The organism is Variovorax sucrosi (assembly GCF_051216635.1).
In the GTDB taxonomy this organism is placed as follows: domain Bacteria; phylum Pseudomonadota; class Gammaproteobacteria; order Burkholderiales; family Burkholderiaceae_C; genus Variovorax.
Genome location: NZ_JBPJZU010000006.1, coordinates 75,902 through 93,783 on the forward strand (window position 1 = coordinate 75,902; position 17,882 = coordinate 93,783).

Below are 17,882 nucleotides of genomic sequence, written 5' to 3' on the forward strand. Positions count from 1 at the left end.
CACGAGAGGGTTCGTTGCCGCATGCATCCGCAAGTCGATATCAAAAAGATCCGAGAACAGTACTTCAACTACAGCGTCAGCACCGGTTCCGCCGATGAGCGCCATGTGCGCGAGGGGCTGCGGTCCATCGCCGAATGCCTGCACGACGCTGCCACGGCACTCAGCCACCATTTCAGCGCTGCCGTCCTCAGCTACGAGGGCCGGCACCTGGGGACCTACCGGATCGCCAGCATGGAGCACGACACGCTGGCGCTGGCCGACACACTGAAGGCGAAGCTGAAGACGGAGCGCAAGGTCGCCTGACCGCTGACGCCGCCGTCGATCGGCAGGGCCACACCGGTCAGGATGCTCGTGTCATCGCTCGCGAGGAAGGCAATCACCGAAGCAATCTCTTTCGGCTCGGCCGGACGGAATTCGCTCCATGAGAGAAAGGGGCATCGTGTGCACCGCAGGGGCGGCCCGCTTGTCGGTGGGGCATCGCATCCGCACGTTTCATGGCGAGCCACGGAGGATTCGCAGTGTGCTCGCGTCGGCTGGACACGAGATTTGGAAGAGGTTGACGAGCCTTACCCCCGGCACTGGCTACGCAGTTAGGGCTGCTTGGTTCCCCACCTGACCCGGTTGGCCGCTTCACCATGCGGGGAGGCCCGTCAGCGACGATTCTAACCCGCGCGTTTGTGCCCACGCCGCTCGGGGAATTGCACCGCGGCGGCTTTTAGAATGGGCCGATGTCCTATCTCGTGCTCGCCCGCAAATACCGGCCCCGCAATTTCGAAGAAATGGTCGGCCAGGAACATGTGGTGCAGGCACTGTCGAACGCCCTGACCACGCAGCGGCTTCACCATGCCTACCTCTTCACCGGCACCCGCGGTGTCGGCAAGACGACGGTGTCGCGCGTGCTGGCCAAGTCGCTCAATTGCCAGGGGCCGGACGGGCAGGGCGGCATCACGGCCACCCCGTGCGGCGCCTGCCAGGCCTGCCGCGACATCGATGCCGGCCGCTTCGTCGACTACACCGAACTCGACGCGGCATCGAACCGTGGCGTGGACGAGGTGCAGTCGCTGCTCGAGCAGGCTGTCTACAAGCCGGTCCAGGGGCGCTTCAAGGTCTTCATGATCGACGAAGTGCACATGCTCACCAACACCGCGTTCAACGCGATGCTCAAAACGCTCGAGGAGCCGCCCGAATACCTGAAGTTCGTGCTGGCCACGACCGACCCGCAGAAGGTGCCGGTGACGGTGCTGTCGCGCTGCCTGCAGTTCAACCTGCGCCCGATGGCGCCCGAGACGGTGCTCGAACACCTGACGCAGGTGCTGGCGGCCGAGCAGGTGGCGGCCGAGCCCCAGGCGCTGCGGCTGCTGGCACGCGCCGCCCGCGGGTCGATGCGCGATGCACTGTCGCTCACCGACCAGGCCATCGCCTTCGGCAACGGCGAGCTGCTCGAAGGCGGCGTGCGCCAGATGCTGGGCAGCGTCGATCGGGGCCATGTGTTCAGGCTGATCGACGCGCTGGCGCAGGGCGATGGCAAGACCGTCGTCGAGACCTCGGAGGTGCTGCGCCGGGACGGCCTCTCCGCAGCGTCGACGCTCGAAGAGATGACCACCGTGCTGCAGGCCATGGCCGTGCTGCAGGCGGTGCCGTCGCGGGCAGCGGCTGCCGGCAGCGACACCGATCCCGACGCCGCCGAGACGGCCCGCTTGGCCGGCCTGATGCCGCCTGACGAAACCCAACTGCTCTACAGCCTCTGCCTGCACGGCCGCGGCGAACTCGGGCTGGCGCCGGACGAGTACGCCGCGCTCACCATGGTGCTGTTGCGGCTGCTGGCCTTCAAGCCCGCCGACACGGCGACCGTGGAAAAAAAAACTCTGAATGATGCGCAGGCGGTACCGCGCGTCGTCGCGGAACCGCTGCCGCTGAAGCCGGCAGCGCCGGCCGATGCGGCCGCTGCCGCGCCACCGGGCCACCGCCTGCCGGTGCGCGAGGCTTCGAACACCGCGCCCAGGCCGATGCCGCCGGACGCGTCGGTGCAGGTGGCGCCGGCGCGTGTCCTCGCGATGCCGGTGCGCGTGCAGCCCGCACCCGGCGCGCGCGAGCAGATGCGCGACAGCGAGACTCCCGCGGCGCCCATCGTGACCAGCGAAGAGGGCGACTTCTGGTACGCCACGGTGACGCAGATGGTGACGGCCGAGGCGATCGGCGCCTTGACGCGTGAACTGGCGCTGCAGTCCCAGCTGGTCGCACGCGATGTCGACCAGTGGCTGCTGCGCGTCGAGCGCGAGTCGCTCAACCAGACATCGACGCGAGAAAAGCTGCAGGCGGCGCTCGCCGACCTCGGCCATGCGGTGAAAATCGCGATCGAGATCGGCGCCGTCGCTGACAGCCCTGCGCGCCGCAACAAGCAGGCCGCCGATGCACGCCAGCGTGCCGCGGAAGAGACGATCCGCAACGACCCCGAGGTGCAGTCGCTGATGCAGCAGTGGGACGCGCGGATCGTTCCCGGCACCTTGCGCCCGGCCTAATACCATCACCCTTTCATTCAACGAACTTTCAGGATCAACGCGATGTTCAACAAAGGACAACTGGCCGGCCTCATGAAGCAGGCGCAGGCGATGCAGGACAACCTCAAGAAGGCGCAGGAAGAGCTCGCCCACATCGAGGTCGAGGGCGAGTCCGGTGCCGGCCTGGTGAAGGTCGTCATGACCTGCAAGCACGACGTCAAGCGCATCACCATCGACCCGAGCCTGCTGGCCGACGACAAGGACATGCTCGAAGACCTGGTGGCCGCCGCCTTCAACGCTGCGGTGCGCAAGGCCGAAGAGACCAGCGAAGCCAAGATGGGCAAGCTGACCGCCGGCATGCCCGGCATGCCGCCCGGCATGAAGCTGCCGTTCTGATGACGCTGTCGCGCCGCGTCCGCGCGGGCCTGCTCCGTGGCTGCTGATACCGGTTCGCTCGACGCGCTGATCGATGCGCTGCGACGTCTGCCGGGTGTGGGCGTCAAGTCCGCGTCGCGCATGGCTTTCCACCTGTTGCAGCACGACCGGCAGGGCACGCAGCTGCTCGCACGCGCGCTGCAGGAGGCGGCCGTCAACGTGCGCCACTGCGAGCGCTGCAACACCTTCACCGAAGCCGCCGTCTGCCAGGTTTGCGCCGACCCGCGGCGTGATGCGAGCAAGCTGTGCGTCGTCGAGACGCCGGCCGACCAGGCCGCGCTGGAGCGCACCGGCGCCTTTCGCGGCTACTACTTCGTGCTGATGGGGCGGCTGAGCCCGCTCGACGGCATCGGCCCGAAGGACATCGGCCTCCAGAAGCTCTTCGATCGGGCACTCGACGGCAGCGTGAGCGAGGTCATCCTGGCCACCAACTTCACCGCCGAAGGCGAGGCGACGGCGCACGTCATCGGCGAAGCGCTGCGCCAGCGGGGCCTCACCGTCACGCGGCTCGCGCGTGGTGTGCCGGCCGGCAGCGAACTCGAATACGTCGACCTCGGCACCATCGCGCATGCGCTGGTCGACCGCCGCTAGGCGCGCGCCCCGTCCTTGGAGTCCGCACGAATGAACTTCAAGCTCACGCTGGCCTACTGGTGCGTGCTCATCGCCGCCGTGTTGCCCTACCTCTGCGCCTACGCTGCGAAGGTCGGCGCCTTCGGTCCACGCGACAACGTCACGCCGCGCGAATGGATGTCGAAGCTGAGCGGCTGGCGGGCCCGCGCCAATGCGGCGCAGGCCAACAGTTTCGAAGGCCTGCCCTTCTTCATCGGGGCTGTGGTCATCGCGCATCAGCTCGGCGCAGCCCAGGGCACGATCGACACCTTGGCGGCGGTCTACATCGCCTTGCGCATCGTGTTCATCGCGCTGTATCTGCGGGGCGCGAACGCAGCGCGCAGCGCGGTCTGGGCGCTTGCGTTCCTGGTCAATCTCGCGATCGTTTTCGCAGGGCGCTAAGCCTCTCTTTCCGTTTACGTGGAAACCCGCACGGGATGTTCCCGATGCAGCTGAGAGGAGCGCGCGCCTAAGCTCGATTCGGTCGACAAGAAACGAAGAACCTCGGGCCACACGCATGCTCCCTCGCCGCATCTTCCTGTCCGCCAGCGCATTGGCGGCGGCATCCGTCGCCATTCCTCATGTCTTCGCGCAAGCCAAGCCCGAGCGCACGAAGATCTCCATCGCGGTCGGCGGCAAGGCGGCCTTCTACTACCTCCCGCTCACCATCACCGAGCAACTGGGCTACTTCAAGGCCGAAGGTCTCGATGTCGAGATCGCCGACTTCGCGGGCGGCGCACGGGCCTTGCAGGCGGTGGTCGGCGGATCGGCCGACGTGTGCTCCGGCGCCTATGAGCACACCATCAACCTGCAGGCCAAGAACCAGCTGTTTCAGGCCTTCGTGCTGCAGGGGCGGGCGCCGCAGATCGCGGTGGGCGTGTCCACCAAGAACATGGCCGGCTATGCGAACGTGGCCGATCTCAAGGGCAAGAAGATCGGCGTCTCCGCACCGGGCTCGTCGACCAACATGGTGGCGAATCTCGTGCTGTCGCGCGGCGGCCTGAAGGCGAGCGATGTCAGCTACATCGGTGTCGGCGTGGCGGCCGGCGCCCTCACGGCCCTGCGCTCGGGGCAGATCGACGCCATCAGCAACACCGACCCGGTGATGACCATGCTGGAGCAGAAGGGCGACGTGAAGATCATCAGCGACACCCGCACGCTGAAGGGCACGCAGGATGTGTTCGGTGGCCCGATGCCGGCCGCCTGCCTCTACGCACCGGCCGATTTCATCCAGAAGAATCCGAACACCTGCCAGGCGCTGGCCAACGCGATCGTGCACGGGCTCAAGTGGCTGCAGACCGCGGGGCCGAGCGACATCATCAAGACCGTGCCCGAGACCTACCTGCTGGGCGACCGCGCGCTGTACCTGGCGTCGTTCGACAAGATCCGCGAGGCGATCGCGGTGGACGGTCTGGTGCCGGCCGACGGCCCAAAGACGGCGCTGGCCGCCATCGCCAGCTTCGACACCTCCGTCAAGGCCGACAAGATCGACCTGGCCAAGACGTACACCAACGACTTCGCCCGCCGCGCGAAAGACCGGTTCAAGGCCTGAGCGATCGATGGCCGACATTGCCGATTCTGACGACCACGCGCTCGAACTCATCGACATCAACTGCACCTTCCAGGCGAAGGACAACCCGGGCCAGCGCTACACCGCGGTGGCCGACACCACGCTGCGCATCCGCGCCGGCGAGTTCGTGTCGGTGGTCGGCCCGACCGGCTGCGGCAAGTCTACGCTGCTGAATGTCGCCGCGGGGCTGCTGGTGCCGTCGTCCGGCAGGGTGAGGGTGTTCGGTCAAGACCTCGAGGGCATCAACCGGCGCGCGGGCTACATGTTCCAGAGCGATGCGCTGATGCCGTGGCGCAGCGCGCGCGACAACGTGATGGTGGGGCTGCAGTACCGCGGCGTGTCCGACGGTGACGCGGTCGCGCAGGCCGAGGCATGGCTCGCGCGCGTGGGCCTGGCCGGCTTCGGCGACCGCTATCCGCACCAGTTGTCGGGCGGCATGCGCAAGCGCGCCGCCCTGGCGCAGACGCTGGTGCTCGACCCGGACATCATCCTGATGGACGAGCCCTTCAGCGCGCTCGACGTGCAGACCCGGCAACTGATGGAAAACGAGGTGCTCGCGCTCTGGGCGTCGCCGAGCGCAGGCCGCCGGGCCACCCCAAGGCCTGAGCTCACCCGCTCGGGGGGTGGGAGCGAAGCGCCTGGGGGCACACATGGACGGAAGGCCGTGCTGTTCATCACGCACGACCTCGACGAGGCGATCGCCATGAGCGACCGCGTCGTCGTACTTTCGGCCGGCCCCGCCACACGGCCGATCGGCGAATTCGTCATCGACCTGCCACGGCCGCGCGATGTGGCCGAGGTGCGCACGCATCCGCGCTTCGTGGAACTGCACACGCAGATCTGGAACGTGCTGCGCGACGAGGTTCTCAAGGGCTACGCGCAACAACTCAAGAAAGTGGCCTGAACTCCATGGTCACCCTCCGACCGACCGAGCGCAACGCACGCGTCTGGCAACTCGGCCTGCTCGTCGTGCTGCTCGTCCTTTGGCACCTCGCCTCGCGCAATGACCAGTTCGCCTTCTTCCTCGGCGAGCCGATCCAGGTGGCCGGGCGCATCTGGAACTGGTTCCTGCCGATCGCCGTGCCACCCAACGCGCTGTTCCCGGACGGCTTGGCCGGCAATGCAGACATCTACCGACACCTAGGGACCACGCTGCTCGAGACGGTGCTGGCCTTCGGCATCGGCACGGTGCTGGGGCTTGCCTGCGGGCTGTGGCTGGCGCTCGCGCCGACGGCGAGCCTCATCCTCGACCCCTACATCAAGGCCGCGAATTCGATGCCGCGCGTGATCCTCGCGCCCATCTTCGCGCTCTGGTTCGGCTTGGGCATCTGGAGCAAGGTGGCGCTGGCCGTCACGCTGGTGTTCTTCATCGTCTTCTTCAACGTCTACCAGGGCGTGCGCGAGGTCAGCCCGGTGGTGCTGGCCAACGCGAAGATGCTGGGCGCCAACCAGCGGCAGTTGCTGCGCACCGTGTACCTGCCGAGTGCGACGAGCTGGGTCTTCTCCAGCCTGCACACCTCGGTCGGCCTGGCTTTCGTGGGCGCAGTGGTCGGCGAATACCTCGGGTCGGCCCGGGGCGTGGGTTACCTCATCCTGCAGGCCGAAGGCACCTTCGATGTGAACACCGTGTTCGCCGGCATCGTGGTGCTCACCGCCTTCGCGCTGGCGCTCGACGCCATCGTGGGCGTGGCCGAGCGGCGCCTCATGAAGTGGCAGCCACGCAGCGGCGAGACGGAAAAGCTCTGAGCGGCGGGTGTTCGCTCGACGCTTGCTCTTCAGCGCTTGCTCTTGGCCGGCGTGCCGCCGCGCTTCTCGCGAACGATCGGCTGCTTGGCGGCAGCGCTCGTCTTCGTCACCAGGCCCTTGCGCGTCGGTGCCTTGGCGCCGACGCCGCGCGGGTTGCCGGTGCCGACCTGCGCGGCGGCGGCCGCGCGCACCGGCAGGTAGACGATCACGCTCAGCCCGCGCGGGAACACGTGGCTGGTCTTGACCTCGTTCCATTCGGCGACATTGGCCGGGCTCAGCTTGTAGCGGCGCGCGATGGCCGCCACGCTGTCGCTGCGGCCCGCCTTCACCACCGTGCGACGGGTGACGATTTCCGGCTGGAAGCTCAGGTGCCCGGTGTCGGCCACCAGCGCGGTGACGTCTTCCTGCACGCGCACGCCACGGGGCACGATCAGCGTCGAGCCGGCCTTGATGAGCATGCGCGGCGGCACCTGGTTGATGGCGCGCAGGTCGGTCTCGCTCATGCCCGAGCGTTGCGCCGCGTCGGCCACCGTCATCGTGGTGGGCACGACCCAGGCGGTCCAGCTGGCGTACTGGCCCTGGCTGTAGGCCTCGAAGTTGCGCTGGAAGACGGCGGCGTTGTCCCACGGCAGCAGGATCTGCGGCGTGCCCGCGGCCAGCAGCACCGGTTTGTGCGCAGCGGGGTTGAGCGCGCGGAAATCCTCGATGCGCACGTCGGCCAGCTTGGCCGCCAGCGTCACGTCCAGGTCGCGCGTCAGGTTGACGGTCTGGAAGTAGGGATGGTTGGCGATCAACGGCAGGTCGACGTTGTAGCGCGGCGGATTGGCCACGATGTTCTTCACCGCCTGCAGTTTGGGCACATAGCTGCGCGTCTCGGCCGGCATGTTGATGTCGGTGTAGCCGGTCGGCAGGCCGGCGCGCTGGTTCCTTGCAATGGCCTTGCCCACGTTGCCTTCGCCCCAGTTGTAGGCGGCCAGTGCGAGGTGCCAGTCGCCGAACATGGTGTAGAGGCGTTGCAGGTAGTCGAGCGCTGCACGCGTGGAGGCCAGCACGTCGCGCCGGTCGTCGCGGAAGATGTTCTGCTTCAGCGCGTAATCGGTGCCCGTTGCGGGCATGAACTGCCACATGCCGGCGGCGCGCGCGCTCGACACGGCTTGCGGATTGAAGGCGCTTTCGATGTACGGCAGCAGCGCGAGTTCGGTCGGCATGTTGCGCCGCTCGAGCTCTTCGACGATGTGGAAGATGTAGCGGTTGGAGCGCTCGGTCATGCGCTGCACGTAGTCGGGCCGCGAGGCATACCACTGCTCCTGGTCGCGCACTAGGTCGGTGTCGAGGTCGGGCATCTTGAAGCCGCGTCGGATGCGGTCCCACATGTCGACCGGCGGTGCCAGCGTGACGACGCTGCGCGAGCCGAAGCTGCCGGCCGTGATGGGGGTGAGGGCACCGCCCGGGTACACCGGGGCCGCCGAGCCGGAGGCCGCTGCGGCGGCCGTGCCGCCGGCGTTCGCCGTGTCGGTCGACGAAGGCGCGGTGCTCGCGCAACCGGTCAGGAAGAGGGTGCCGGCGACGAGGATCGCAGAGAGAAATTTCATCGGAAGTCGTTTTTCCATTGGCGCAATGCCGCGAAGACCTCGACCTGGTCCGCGGCGGCGGACAGATGGGCCCGCGCTCGCACAGCGCGGAGGACGGTGGCTTCGCGGCTGCGAAGAAAGGGATTGATGCGGCGTTCGGTGCCCAACTGCGAAGGCAGCGTCGGCTCGCCACGGGCGCGCACTGCTTCGCAGTGCGCCAGGTACTGAGTCACATCGGCGTTGCCGGGTTCCACGGCTTGGGCGAAGCGCAGGTTAGCAAGTGTGTATTCGTGCCCGCAGCAGACAAGCGTGTTGGCCGGCAGTGCTGCCAGGGCGTCGAGCGACGCCAGCATCTGGGCCGGTGTTCCTTCGAAGATGCGGCCGCAGCCACCGGAGAACAGCGTGTCGCCGCAGAAGACCAGCGGTGCGTCGATGCCCGCTGCGCCGGCCGGCAAATAGAAAGCGATGTGGCCCGCGGTGTGGCCGGGGATGTCGAGCACCTCGAAACGCAGGCCCAGTGCGTCGGCGCGGTCGCCCTGGCGCAGCGGTGTGCAGGGTTCGGGAATCGTGTCGCCCGCAGGCCCGAAGACCTGCGCGCCGGTCGCCTCGCGCAGCGCAGCGACCCCGCCGGTGTGATCCGCGTGGTGGTGCGTGACTAGAATCGCGGCCAGCTGCAGATGCGCGCGCGCCAGCGCGTCGAACACCGGCTTGGCTTCCCCGGGATCCACCACGATGGCGTGGCTTCCGTCCTGCAGCATCCAGATGTAGTTGTCGGCAAAGGCGGGCAGCGGAACAAGGGTCATGAGCGGTCAAATTATAGGTTTGCAGGATTGGTTCCAGACCCCGCCCGGCCGGTACCTGCTGGCATGGGAGCAGGCCCAGTTCGATCAGGCGGTCGCCGATGTCTTCGGCTACCACGCCTTGCAGCTGGGGCTCGGCTGCGTCGATGCCCTGCGTGCCAACCGCATGCCGCATCGCTGGCTGGCCAGCGCCGACCCTGCTGCACAAGCGCCGCGTGCGGCGCTGCTCACCGAATTCTCGGCCCTGCCGTTCCCCGCCAGCAGCCTGGATCTGGTGGTGCTGCCGCACACGCTCGAGATCAGCCCGGACCCGCATGCCACCTTGCGCGAGGTCGAGCGGGTGCTGGTCCCCGAAGGCCGCGTGGTCATCTGCGGACTGAACCCCGCGAGCCTGTGGGGCATGAGCCAACGCCGCGCGCGGCTCTATCAGCGCCTGGGTTTCGGCCAGCTGTTCCTGCCCGAGGCGGGCGACTTCATCGGCTACTGGCGCATGCGCGACTGGCTGCGGCTGCTGAGCTTCGAAGTCGAATCGGGCCGCTTCGGCGCCTACCGACCGGCGGTGCGCAGCGAGGCCTGGCTGGAGCGCTGCCGTTGGTTCGACAGCGCCGGCGAACGCTGGTGGCCGATCTTCGGCGCCGTCTATTTTCTGGTCGCGGTCAAGCGGGTGCGCGGCATGCGGCTTCTGAGCGCCGATTGGCGGCGTGCCGCGCAGCGCGCCACGGCGCCGGTGCCGATCACCGGCCGGGTGCACCGCGATCCACCCACGCATTCCACATCTTCCGAAGGAAACGGTTTTTGAACGAAGTACAGATTTACACCGACGGTGCCTGCAAGGGCAACCCCGGGCCGGGCGGTTGGGGCGCCTGGCTGAAGTCGGGCGACACCGAGAAAGAGCTCTTCGGCGGTGAGCTGGCCACCACCAACAACCGCATGGAACTGCAGGCGGTGATCGAAGGCCTGGCCGCACTCAAGCGGCCCTGCAAGGTGGTGCTCTACCTCGACAGCCAGTACGTGCGCCAGGGCATCACCGAATGGATCAAGGGCTGGAAGGCCAAGGGCTGGATGACCGCGAGCAAGCAGCCGGTGAAGAACGTCGAGCTCTGGAAGCGGCTCGACGCGCTGGTGCAGAACGGTGGCCACCAGATCGAATGGCGCTGGGTCAAGGGCCATTCCGGCGATCCGGGCAACGAGCGCGCCGACATGCTGGCCAACAAGGGCGTGCTGAAGGCGCAGGGCCGGCTCTAGCCAGCGGGCGGCAAGGGCGCCGGCGCCGGCAAGGTTTCGCCCATGCGGGCGCGGAACAACAAGGCATCCGTGGCGCGCAGCCGCCGGCTCAATTCGCGCGTGATGTTCATCTGGATCAGTGCGAATTGAGCGGCGTCGCGTTCGAACAGCCGGTAGAGATTACCGGGCGTGAGTTCGATGGCACGGCAGTCCGTGTCGGCGCGCACCGAGGCGCTGCGCGGAAAGAGGTCGATGAGCGCCATTTCGCCGAAGCAGTCGCCCGCGGCGAGTTCGCGAAGAAGGAGGGCGTTGCCCTGCCAGTGCTTCGAGACGCTGACGCGGCCGGCTTCCAGCACATACATGCACGTCGCCGGATCGCCTTCGCGAAAGAAGTACGCGCCGGCCGGCACCTCGATCACCGGCGCAGGGGCCAGCAGGAACTCGAGTGTCGCTGTCTCGATGGCGCCGAAGATCGGCATCTGCTGCATCCACTCGATCCGTGCGGCCAGCATGTGGAACCCATCGGTGCCTAGATCACGCCGTCGAACATCATCACGTCGACGGCTTCGCCCGGTGCGACGCTGCCTTGTCCATGGTGCAGCACGACCAGGCCGTTGGCCTCGACCATCGAGCTGAGCACGCCGGAGCCCTGATTGCCGGCGATGCGCACTTCGGGCAGGGCGCCAGGCACGGCACGCACATGGCCACGCTGGTACTCGGTGCGGCCCGGCTTCTTGCGGATGGCGCCGACGCTGGTGGCGCGCAGCAAGGGCGGTGGCCGACGCGCCTCGGCGTGGCAGCCCATCAGCTGCAGCAGGGCAGGGCGCACGAAGGCCAGGAAGGTGACCATCACTGCGACCGGATTGCCCGGCAGGCCGAACAGCACGGCGTTGTGTTTGGCGTTGTCTTCGGCGTGACCTTTGGCAGTATGGCCGCGTGGGATCAGCCCGACGGCCATCGGCCGTCCCGGCCGCATCGCGATGCGCCAGAACGCCACGTCGCCCAGTCGCTGCATCACGGCACGGGTGTGGTCGGCCTGGCCAACGCTGACGCCGCCGCTGGTGATGATCGCGTCGGCTTCGCATGCGGCACGGCGCAGCGTGGCTTCGAGCGTGGCCGGGTCGTCGTGCACCAGGCCCAGGTCCACGACCTCGCAGCCCAGGCGCGTGAGCAGACCGAAGACGGTGTAGCGGTTGCTGTCGTACACCGCGCCTTCGCGCGGCGCATCGCCCAGGCTCAGGATCTCGTCGCCGGTCGAGAAGTACGCGACGCGCAGCCGGCGCAGCACGGGCAGTGTGGCCAGGCCCAGGCTGGCGGCGAGGCCCAGCGCGGCGGGGCCCAGCCGGTCGCCTCTGCGCAGTGCGGCGCTGCCGGCCATCAGGTCTTCGCCGGCAAAGCGCCGGTTGTCGCCGCGGCGCAGCCCGCTGGCGGGGAAGCGCAGCGCGTTGCCATCGACCGTGCAGAACTCCTGCGGAACGACCGTGTCGAGGCCGGCCGGCATGACGGCGCCGGTCATGATGCGCAGCGCCTCGCCCGGCCCGACCTCGCCGCGCCAGGCGGCACCGGCCAGCGCGGTGCCGACGATGCGCAACTGCAGATCGCCAATCGCGTCGTCGAGCGCGGCACCATCGAAGGCGAAGCCGTCCATGGCCGAGTTGTCGTGCGGCGGCACGCTGAAGGGCGAGATCACGTCCTCGGCCAGCACGCGGCCCAGGGCGTCCCGCAGCGCCGTGTCCTCGCGCTGTCGCTGCAGGGCGGGCACGGCCGGGGCGACCAGTTGCTCGACGAATTGCTGCACGCCTTCGACGCTCAGCGCCTTCGGGTCGTAGCCGGCCAGTGCGGCGGCGATCTCGGCGATGCGGCTCATCTTGTCGGCCGGGCCTCGAGCGCCTGCAACTCGGCCAGGGTGTTGGCGTTGGCAAAGGCGTCGGCCGCGTCGCCAGGCAGGTCGAATGGCACCTGCACCGTGCGGTGCTGCGCGGTCCAGGCGTCGATCTTGCGGCCGCCCTGCCCGACGAAGCGGGTGAGGCTTTCGAGCAGCGACGTGTGCAGCAGGCAGAACACCGGCTGCGGACGCAAGGCAGCGCTGCCGCTGTCGTCGGTTTCCAGAGCGCTCACCATGGCGATCTCTGCATCGTGCTCGGCCAGGGTGCGGCTCAGGCGCTCTGCCAGGTCGAGCGGGAACAGCGGCGTGTCGCACGGCACCGTCAGCAGGTAGGGCGTTTCGCAACGCTCCAGCCCGGTCAGGAAGCCAGCCAGCGGACCCGCGTAGCTGCTGTCGGCGTCGGGCCAGACGGGCGTGCCGAAGGACTCGTAGGCCGCGAGGTTGCGGTTGGCATTCACCATGACCTCGCCGACCTGCATGCCCAGGCGCAGCACCGCGTGCAATGCGAGCGGCGAGCCGTTGAAGTTCTGCAGTCCCTTGTCGACGCCGCCCATGCGCGCGCCGCGTCCGCCGGCGAGCACCAGGCCCGTGATGTCTTGCGTGGAGATCGTCATCCGCCGATGTAGCTCATTTCGACGCGCCGCGGTGCGGCCCCGTCAGGGGTGGTGTCGGGACCGCGCAGCGCGCGCAGTTCGGAATAGCGGTCTGCGCGGCCCTGCCAGATGTGGCCGATTGCCGAGAGGATGTCTGCGTCGCTGGCGCCGGCACCGCCCAGGCCGTCGCCGCGCAGCAGCGGCCGCAGGTCGTGGCCGCGGTGGGCGAAGAGGCACAGGTACAGCTGGCCTTCGGTCGACAGGCGCGCACGGCTGCAGTCGCTGCAGAAGGCCTGCGTCACGCTGCTGATCACGCCGATCTCGCCGCCGCCGTCTTCGTAGGCCCAGCGCTGGGCGGTCTCGCCCGCTGCGCTGGCCTCGAGCGGCCGCAGCGGGAATTCGGCGGCGATGCGCGCAACCACCTCGGCCGAGGGCAGCACCTCGTCCATGCGCCAGCCGTTGGTCGCGCCCACGTCCATGTACTCGATGAAGCGCAGCACCACGCCGGTGCCGCGGAAGTGGCGCGCCATCGGCAGGATCTCGGCATCGTTCGTGCCACGCTTGACGACCATGTTGACCTTGATCGGCCCCAGGCCCGCCGCCTGCGCCGCCTCGATGCCGGCGAGCACGTCGGCGACCGGGAAATCGACGTCGTTCATGCGGCGGAACACCGTGTCGTCCAGCCCGTCGAGGCTCACCGTCACCCGCTGCAAACCGGCGGCCTTGAGCGCCGTCGCCTTGCGCACCAGCAGCGAACCGTTGGTGGTGAGCGTCAGGTCGAGCGGCCGCCCGTCGGGCGTGCGCAAGGCCGCGAGTTGCGCCACGAGCGTCTCGATGTTCTTGCGCAGCAGCGGCTCGCCGCCGGTGAGGCGGATCTTGCGCACGCCGTGTGCCGCGAAGAGCCGGGCCAGCCGCGTGATCTCCTCGAAGCTCAGCAGCGCGCCGTGCGGCAGGTACTGGTAGTCCTTGTCGAACACTTCCTTGGGCATGCAGTAGCTGCAGCGGAAGTTGCACCGGTCGGTCACGCTGATGCGCAGGTCGGTCAGCGGCCGCCCGAGCCGGTCGAGCAGCGCGCCGGTGGCGAGCACGGGCGCCAGCGGCGCCGGCGCGATGCGGCGACTGCGGCCGATGTCGGTGAGGGGGACGAAGGACTCTGTCATGACGGTGGGGAGGGCAATTTAACTGATTGCCCACCGCATCTTTGCCGGCGGGGTCAACGAGCGGTCGGGCGCCGCGGCTCCCGGGGCACGGAAGCCCGCGATTGGACGTGGCAAATAAGAATGACTATCATTTGATGGCCCGAGTACGCAAAGCTCCTTCGACGCAAAGGGTCCTAACAGGAGCCTGCATGCGTTCATTTTTCAGCGTGGCCGACGTCACGACCATGCCGCAGATCGAAGGGTTGCCGGCGTGGGAGGGCCTGATGCGCCGCGGCATCGAGGCGGCGCGGGAGGGGCGGGCCGATCGGGCCGAAGCGCTGTACTGCCGGGCGCTCGACCTCGCGCAGCGGCTGCTCGACGCGCCCGATGCGCCCCCTGCCAGCGCGGACGACCGCATCGCCGCGCTGGTCGTCTCGCACCTGAACCTCGCCGACCTCTATCGCGACGCCGACCGCATGGAAGCGGGCGTGGCACAACTCTGTACCGCACACCGGGCGCTGATGGCCTTGCTGCGCGACCGCCGCGCCGGACCGGCGCTGCAACTCGCCGCGTGCCGGCACAGCCGCGAAACGCATGCCGCGCTGGTGGCGCACCTCGACGAGCACGGCGCCCATCCGGCGGTGCTTGCGGCGCTGCGCGCGGGCTGCATGCCCTTTCCGCCGCACGGGGCCACGCTGCACTGAACGCTGCCTCCGCCCCCGGGCGCTGCGCGCGCCCGTTTTCCATCCTCACCCGTTCCGAAGGACTCCCGCCATGCCTCATGCCCTGCCTCCGCTGCCCTATGCCTACGACGCGCTCGAACCGCACATCGATGCGCAGACGATGGAGATCCACTACACCAAGCACCACCAGGCCTATGTGAACAACCTGAATGCGGCGCTCGAGGGCAGCCCCCATGCCGACGAGCCGGTGACGTCGTTGATCGCGGGCGTCGAGGCGCTGCCGGAGAAGCTGCGTGCACCGGTGCGCAACAACGGCGGCGGCCATGCCAACCACAGCCTGTTCTGGTCCGTGATGTCTCCCCGGGCCGGCGGCCGTCCCGGGGGCGAACTTGCCCAGGCCATCGATGCGGACCTGGGTGGCTTCGATGCCTTCAAAGCAGCCTTCACCCAGGCCGCGCTGACGCGCTTCGGCAGCGGCTGGGCCTGGCTCACCGTGACGAAGGACGGCCGTCTGGCGGTCGAGAGCACCGGCAACCAGGACAGCCCGTTCATGGCCGGCATCGGCTCGGGTCACACACCGGTGCTCGGCCTCGATGTGTGGGAGCACGCCTACTACCTGAAGTACCAGAATCGCCGCCCCGAGTACATCGCCGCGTTCTACAACGTGGTCGATTGGGCCGAAGTGGCACGGCGCTATGCCGCGGCCCGTGCCTGAGGAGGGTGACCCGATGGACGAGACACGATCGATGCCGGTGCGAAGTGCGCGGACCCTGCGCGAGTGGGTGGGGTGGGCCATTGTCTGCGCCGGTGCGCTCGCGCTCGTCAACCAGTTCTGGCATTTCGTGAGCGGCGACCCGGTTGTCTTCAACGCCTTCGTCGGTGGCTCCATCGCTGCACTCGCGACCGCGCTCGGCACGCTGCCGGTGCTGTTCTCGCAGAAGCTGTCGGACCGCGTGCAGGACACGCTCTTCGGCTTCGGCGCCGGCGTGATGCTCGCGGCCTGCGCCTTTTCGCTGGTGATCCCGGGCATCGAGGCGGCGCGCACCGGCGGAGCGTTCGGCGGTGGCCCGTGGGCGGCCGGTGGCGTGGTCGGCGGCGCGATCCTGCTCGGGGCGCTGGCGCTCCTGATGATGGACCGCCTGCTACCGCACGAGCACTTCATCAAAGGACGCGAAGGCCATTCGGCGCAGAAGCTGCGCCGCACCTGGCTTTTCGTCATTGCGATCGCGCTGCACAACCTGCCCGAAGGCCTGGCCATCGGCGTCGGCTATGTCGGCAACGAAGGCCTGCGCGCGAACGCGCTGGCCACCGGGATCGCCATCCAGGACGTGCCGGAGGGTCTGGTGGTGGCCGTGGCCCTGCTGGCCGCAGGCTACCGCCGTGCCTTCGCGGTGACGCTGGGCATGGCGTCGGGCCTGATCGAGCCGATCGGTGCCGTGCTGGGTGCCGCCATCGTGGGGTATTCGGCGGCGCTGCTGCCCTGGGGCCTCGGCTTTGCGGCGGGCGCGATGCTGTTCGTCATCAGCCACGAGATCATCCCGGAATCGCACCGCAAGGGGCACGAAGCCTTCGCTACCGGCGGGCTGATGATCGGCTTCGTGCTGATGATGCTGCTCGATACCGCGCTGGCCTGACCGACCCCCTGCGCGTTCAACCGTGCTTGACGGCCACGGTCTTCAGCGTCGTGAAGCCGTACAGCGCCTCGAAACCCTTCTCGCGGCCATAGCCCGAGGACTTGACGCCGCCGAAGGGCAGCTCGACGCCGCCTCCGGCCCCGTAGTTGTTGATGAAGACCTGGCCGGCGCGCACGCGCTTGGCCATACGGAACTGGCGGGCACCGTTCTCGGTCCAGACGCCGGCCACCAGGCCGAATTGCGTGGCGTTGGCCATCGCCACCGCCTCGTCTTCGCCGCTGAATGCCATCGCGGCCAGCACCGGGCCGAACACCTCTTCCTGCGCCAGCCGGTGGTCCACCGGCACGTCGCGCAGCAGGGTCGGGGCCTGGTAGAAACCGGTTTCGGGGGCCTCGTCGACCACGGCGCCCTGCGCCACCATCGGAATGCCGGCGACCTGCGCGTCGGACAGGAAGTCCCAGACGCGCTGCTGCTGGGTCTGGCGGATCAGCGGGCCGACGTCCAGGTCCATGGCGGCCGGGCCGACCCGCAGCGCCTCGAAGGCGCGGCCCAGGCGTTCGAGCACCGGTTCGTAGATGGCGCGCTCGATCAGCACGCGCGAGCCGGCCGAGCAGGTCTGGCCGGCGTTCTGCACGATGGCGTTGATCAGCACCGGGATGGCGGCGTCGATGTCGGCGTCGGCGAACAGGATCTGCGGGCTCTTGCCGCCCAGTTCGAGCGTGACCGGGCAGTGCCGCTCGGCCGCCACCTGCTGGATCAAGGTGCCGATCTTCGGGCTGCCGGTGAAGCTGATGTGGTCGATGCCTTCGTGCCGGGCCAGCGCATCGCCCACTTCGTGGCCATAGCCGGTGACGATGTTGAGGGCGCCGGGCGGAAAGCCGGCCTCGGCGGCCAGTTGCGCCACGCGGATCAGCGACAGGCAGGCGTCCTCGGCCGGCTTCACCACGCAGGCATTGCCCGCGGCCAGTGCGCCGCCGACGCTGCGGCCGAAGATCTGCATCGGGTAGTTCCACGGGATGATGTGGCCCGTGACGCCGTGTGGCTCGCGCCAGGTGAACACGCTGTAGCCGTCCTGGTAGGGGATGGTTTCGCCGTGCAGCTTGTCGCAGGCGCCGGCGTAGAACTCGAAATAGCGCACCAGGGCGAAGGCGTCGGCCCGGGCCTGCTTCACGGGCTTGCCGCAGTCGCGCTGCTCGAGCAGCGCCAATTCGTCCACATGCTCGCCGATCTTGCGCGCCAGGGCATACAGCAGGCGGCCGCGCTCGGCGGCACTCACCTTGTGCCAGACGGTGTCGAAGCAGTCGCGGGCGGCCCGCACCGCGCTGTCGATGTCGGCCGCGTTGCTGCGCTGGAGCTCGTCGAAGGCTTGGCCGTCCGACGGATCGATGACGGGCAGGGTGCGGCCGGATGCGGAGGCGACACTGGCGTTGGCGATGTAGTTGAGTTGCATGTCGATGGATAGGGCAGCGGATATGGCAGCGGATAGGGCAGCGGA

At 68.6% G+C, this 17,882-nt stretch carries 20 protein-coding genes, 1 other RNA gene and 1 pseudogene; 13 read left to right on the forward strand and 9 right to left on the reverse strand.

All coding sequences use genetic code 11. The features are described 5' to 3' along the window. Window positions 1–21 precede the first annotated feature (21 nt). On the forward strand, window positions 22–303 hold the full coding sequence (locus tag ACSFBE_RS13015) for a hypothetical protein (RefSeq protein WP_435491079.1): 282 nt from the start codon (window positions 22–24) through the stop codon (window positions 301–303). A gap of 2 nt (window positions 304–305) precedes the next feature. Here the strand turns inward: ACSFBE_RS13015 and ACSFBE_RS13020 are convergent. Continuing rightward, window positions 306–410: pseudogene (locus ACSFBE_RS13020) on the reverse strand (SDR family oxidoreductase); the annotation flags it as partial. A 145-nt stretch (window positions 411–555) separates the two neighbouring features. Continuing rightward, window positions 556–652, reverse strand: an RNA gene (gene ffs, locus ACSFBE_RS13025) — signal recognition particle sRNA small type. A 76-nt stretch (window positions 653–728) separates the two neighbouring features. On the opposite strand from ffs, the gene dnaX reads away from it, so the two are divergent. The 7 genes from dnaX to ACSFBE_RS13060 all read left to right on the forward strand — a co-directional run bounded on the left by dnaX (window position 729) and on the right by ACSFBE_RS13060 (window position 6,858). Further along, complete coding sequence (gene dnaX, locus ACSFBE_RS13030) at window positions 729–2,519, forward strand: DNA polymerase III subunit gamma/tau (RefSeq protein WP_435490815.1); 1,791 nt, start codon at window positions 729–731, stop codon at window positions 2,517–2,519. Between the two features lie 42 nt (window positions 2,520–2,561). After that, the gene (locus ACSFBE_RS13035) at window positions 2,562–2,894 is read left to right on the forward strand and encodes a YbaB/EbfC family nucleoid-associated protein (protein ID WP_262076774.1); all 333 of its coding nucleotides are present in this window, start codon (window positions 2,562–2,564) and stop codon (window positions 2,892–2,894) included. 36 nt (window positions 2,895–2,930) lie between these two features. Further along, window positions 2,931–3,524, forward strand: a complete 594-nt coding sequence (gene recR / locus ACSFBE_RS13040; protein ID WP_435490816.1) for a recombination mediator RecR — start codon at window positions 2,931–2,933, stop codon at window positions 3,522–3,524. Between the two features lie 30 nt (window positions 3,525–3,554). Next, on the forward strand, window positions 3,555–3,944 hold the full coding sequence (locus tag ACSFBE_RS13045) for an MAPEG family protein (protein WP_435490817.1): 390 nt from the start codon (window positions 3,555–3,557) through the stop codon (window positions 3,942–3,944). Between the two features lie 115 nt (window positions 3,945–4,059). Beyond that, window positions 4,060–5,094, forward strand: a complete 1,035-nt coding sequence (locus ACSFBE_RS13050) for an ABC transporter substrate-binding protein (protein ID WP_435490818.1) — start codon at window positions 4,060–4,062, stop codon at window positions 5,092–5,094. Window positions 5,095–5,101: 7 nt separating this feature from the next. Then, window positions 5,102–6,016 (forward strand): ABC transporter ATP-binding protein, encoded by a 915-nt coding sequence (locus ACSFBE_RS13055; protein WP_435490819.1) that lies wholly within the window; start codon window positions 5,102–5,104, stop codon window positions 6,014–6,016. Between the two features lie 5 nt (window positions 6,017–6,021). Then, window positions 6,022–6,858 carry an ABC transporter permease gene (locus ACSFBE_RS13060; protein ID WP_435490820.1) on the forward strand — a complete coding sequence of 279 codons (837 nt, stop codon included), beginning with the start codon at window positions 6,022–6,024 and terminating at the stop codon, window positions 6,856–6,858. 29 nt (window positions 6,859–6,887) lie between these two features. On the opposite strand, the gene ACSFBE_RS13065 is transcribed toward ACSFBE_RS13060, so the two are convergent. Continuing rightward, window positions 6,888–8,450: a transglycosylase SLT domain-containing protein gene (locus tag ACSFBE_RS13065; RefSeq protein ID WP_435490821.1), complete on the reverse strand. Its 1,563-nt coding sequence runs from the start codon at window positions 8,448–8,450 to the stop codon at window positions 6,888–6,890. Then, entirely contained in the window at window positions 8,447–9,232 is a 786-nt protein-coding gene (gloB, locus tag ACSFBE_RS13070; protein ID WP_435490822.1) for a hydroxyacylglutathione hydrolase, read from the reverse strand. Before gloB ends, ACSFBE_RS13065 begins: the two co-directional genes overlap by 4 nt. Between gloB and ACSFBE_RS13075 the strand changes: the two genes are divergently transcribed. Together ACSFBE_RS13075 and rnhA are read left to right on the forward strand one after the other, a co-directional pair. After that, a complete protein-coding gene (locus ACSFBE_RS13075; RefSeq protein ID WP_435490823.1) occupies window positions 9,231–10,028 on the forward strand; it encodes a class I SAM-dependent methyltransferase in 798 nt (265 codons plus the stop codon). The genes gloB and ACSFBE_RS13075 overlap by 2 nt on opposite strands. After that, window positions 10,025–10,474 carry a ribonuclease HI gene (gene rnhA / locus ACSFBE_RS13080; RefSeq protein ID WP_435490824.1) on the forward strand — a complete coding sequence of 150 codons (450 nt, stop codon included), beginning with the start codon at window positions 10,025–10,027 and terminating at the stop codon, window positions 10,472–10,474. Before ACSFBE_RS13075 ends, rnhA begins: the two co-directional genes overlap by 4 nt. Here rnhA and ACSFBE_RS13085 read toward each other — a convergent pair. Genes ACSFBE_RS13085 through moaA form a run of 4 tightly spaced genes read right to left on the reverse strand, consistent with a single transcriptional unit; the run spans window position 10,471 to window position 14,091 of the window. Further along, window positions 10,471–10,965: a Crp/Fnr family transcriptional regulator gene (locus tag ACSFBE_RS13085; RefSeq protein ID WP_435490825.1), complete on the reverse strand. Its 495-nt coding sequence runs from the start codon at window positions 10,963–10,965 to the stop codon at window positions 10,471–10,473. The two genes, rnhA and ACSFBE_RS13085, sit on opposite strands and share 4 nt — an antisense overlap. A 17-nt stretch (window positions 10,966–10,982) precedes the next feature. Continuing rightward, window positions 10,983–12,320, reverse strand: coding sequence for a molybdopterin molybdotransferase MoeA (gene moeA, locus ACSFBE_RS13090; protein ID WP_435490826.1), 1,338 nt, complete (start codon window positions 12,318–12,320; stop codon window positions 10,983–10,985). Continuing rightward, window positions 12,317–12,952 carry a molybdenum cofactor guanylyltransferase MobA gene (gene mobA, locus ACSFBE_RS13095; protein ID WP_435490827.1) on the reverse strand — a complete coding sequence of 212 codons (636 nt, stop codon included), beginning with the start codon at window positions 12,950–12,952 and terminating at the stop codon, window positions 12,317–12,319. Before mobA ends, moeA begins: the two co-directional genes overlap by 4 nt. Further along, entirely contained in the window at window positions 12,949–14,091 is a 1,143-nt protein-coding gene (gene moaA, locus ACSFBE_RS13100; RefSeq protein WP_435490828.1) for a GTP 3',8-cyclase MoaA, read from the reverse strand. The genes mobA and moaA overlap by 4 nt, the downstream gene beginning before the upstream one ends. A gap of 188 nt (window positions 14,092–14,279) precedes the next feature. On the opposite strand from moaA, the gene ACSFBE_RS13105 reads away from it, so the two are divergent. From ACSFBE_RS13105 to ACSFBE_RS13115, 3 genes are all read left to right on the forward strand, one after another. Continuing rightward, window positions 14,280–14,774, forward strand: coding sequence for a hypothetical protein (locus ACSFBE_RS13105; protein ID WP_435490829.1), 495 nt, complete (start codon window positions 14,280–14,282; stop codon window positions 14,772–14,774). A 70-nt stretch (window positions 14,775–14,844) separates the two neighbouring features. Beyond that, on the forward strand, window positions 14,845–15,468 hold the full coding sequence (locus ACSFBE_RS13110) for a superoxide dismutase (RefSeq protein WP_435490830.1): 624 nt from the start codon (window positions 14,845–14,847) through the stop codon (window positions 15,466–15,468). 13 nt (window positions 15,469–15,481) lie between these two features. Next, window positions 15,482–16,387 carry a ZIP family metal transporter gene (locus tag ACSFBE_RS13115; RefSeq protein WP_435490831.1) on the forward strand — a complete coding sequence of 302 codons (906 nt, stop codon included), beginning with the start codon at window positions 15,482–15,484 and terminating at the stop codon, window positions 16,385–16,387. A gap of 16 nt (window positions 16,388–16,403) precedes the next feature. Here the strand turns inward: ACSFBE_RS13115 and ACSFBE_RS13120 are convergent, their stop codons facing one another. Continuing rightward, the gene (locus ACSFBE_RS13120) at window positions 16,404–17,837 is read right to left on the reverse strand and encodes an aldehyde dehydrogenase family protein (protein WP_435490832.1); all 1,434 of its coding nucleotides are present in this window, start codon (window positions 17,835–17,837) and stop codon (window positions 16,404–16,406) included. Between the last annotated feature and the right edge of the window lie 45 nt (window positions 17,838–17,882).

Excerpts from the sequence above, each read along its gene's own strand:
- ACSFBE_RS13110 (WP_435490830.1), top strand. The coding sequence starts at position 14,845 with ATGCCTCATGCCCTGCCTCCGCTGCCCTATGCCTACGACGCGCTCGAA.
- ACSFBE_RS13060 (WP_435490820.1), top strand. The coding sequence starts at position 6,022 with ATGGTCACCCTCCGACCGACCGAGCGCAACGCACGCGTCTGGCAACTC.
- ACSFBE_RS13065 (WP_435490821.1), bottom strand. The coding sequence starts at position 8,450 with ATGAAATTTCTCTCTGCGATCCTCGTCGCCGGCACCCTCTTCCTGACC.
- ACSFBE_RS13035 (WP_262076774.1), top strand. The coding sequence starts at position 2,562 with ATGTTCAACAAAGGACAACTGGCCGGCCTCATGAAGCAGGCGCAGGCG.
- dnaX (WP_435490815.1), top strand. The coding sequence starts at position 729 with ATGTCCTATCTCGTGCTCGCCCGCAAATACCGGCCCCGCAATTTCGAA.
- ACSFBE_RS13105 (WP_435490829.1), top strand. The coding sequence starts at position 14,280 with ATGCGTTCATTTTTCAGCGTGGCCGACGTCACGACCATGCCGCAGATC.
- gloB (WP_435490822.1), bottom strand. The coding sequence starts at position 9,232 with ATGACCCTTGTTCCGCTGCCCGCCTTTGCCGACAACTACATCTGGATG.
- ACSFBE_RS13085 (WP_435490825.1), bottom strand. The coding sequence starts at position 10,965 with ATGCTGGCCGCACGGATCGAGTGGATGCAGCAGATGCCGATCTTCGGC.
- ACSFBE_RS13050 (WP_435490818.1), top strand. The coding sequence starts at position 4,060 with ATGCTCCCTCGCCGCATCTTCCTGTCCGCCAGCGCATTGGCGGCGGCA.
- ACSFBE_RS13120 (WP_435490832.1), bottom strand. The coding sequence starts at position 17,837 with ATGCAACTCAACTACATCGCCAACGCCAGTGTCGCCTCCGCATCCGGC.
- ACSFBE_RS13055 (WP_435490819.1), top strand. The coding sequence starts at position 5,102 with ATGGCCGACATTGCCGATTCTGACGACCACGCGCTCGAACTCATCGAC.
- moeA (WP_435490826.1), bottom strand. The coding sequence starts at position 12,320 with ATGAGCCGCATCGCCGAGATCGCCGCCGCACTGGCCGGCTACGACCCG.
- mobA (WP_435490827.1), bottom strand. The coding sequence starts at position 12,952 with ATGACGATCTCCACGCAAGACATCACGGGCCTGGTGCTCGCCGGCGGA.
- moaA (WP_435490828.1), bottom strand. The coding sequence starts at position 14,091 with ATGACAGAGTCCTTCGTCCCCCTCACCGACATCGGCCGCAGTCGCCGC.
- ACSFBE_RS13045 (WP_435490817.1), top strand. The coding sequence starts at position 3,555 with ATGAACTTCAAGCTCACGCTGGCCTACTGGTGCGTGCTCATCGCCGCC.
- ACSFBE_RS13075 (WP_435490823.1), top strand. The coding sequence starts at position 9,231 with ATGAGCGGTCAAATTATAGGTTTGCAGGATTGGTTCCAGACCCCGCCC.
- ACSFBE_RS13115 (WP_435490831.1), top strand. The coding sequence starts at position 15,482 with ATGGACGAGACACGATCGATGCCGGTGCGAAGTGCGCGGACCCTGCGC.
- ACSFBE_RS13015 (WP_435491079.1), top strand. The coding sequence starts at position 22 with ATGCATCCGCAAGTCGATATCAAAAAGATCCGAGAACAGTACTTCAAC.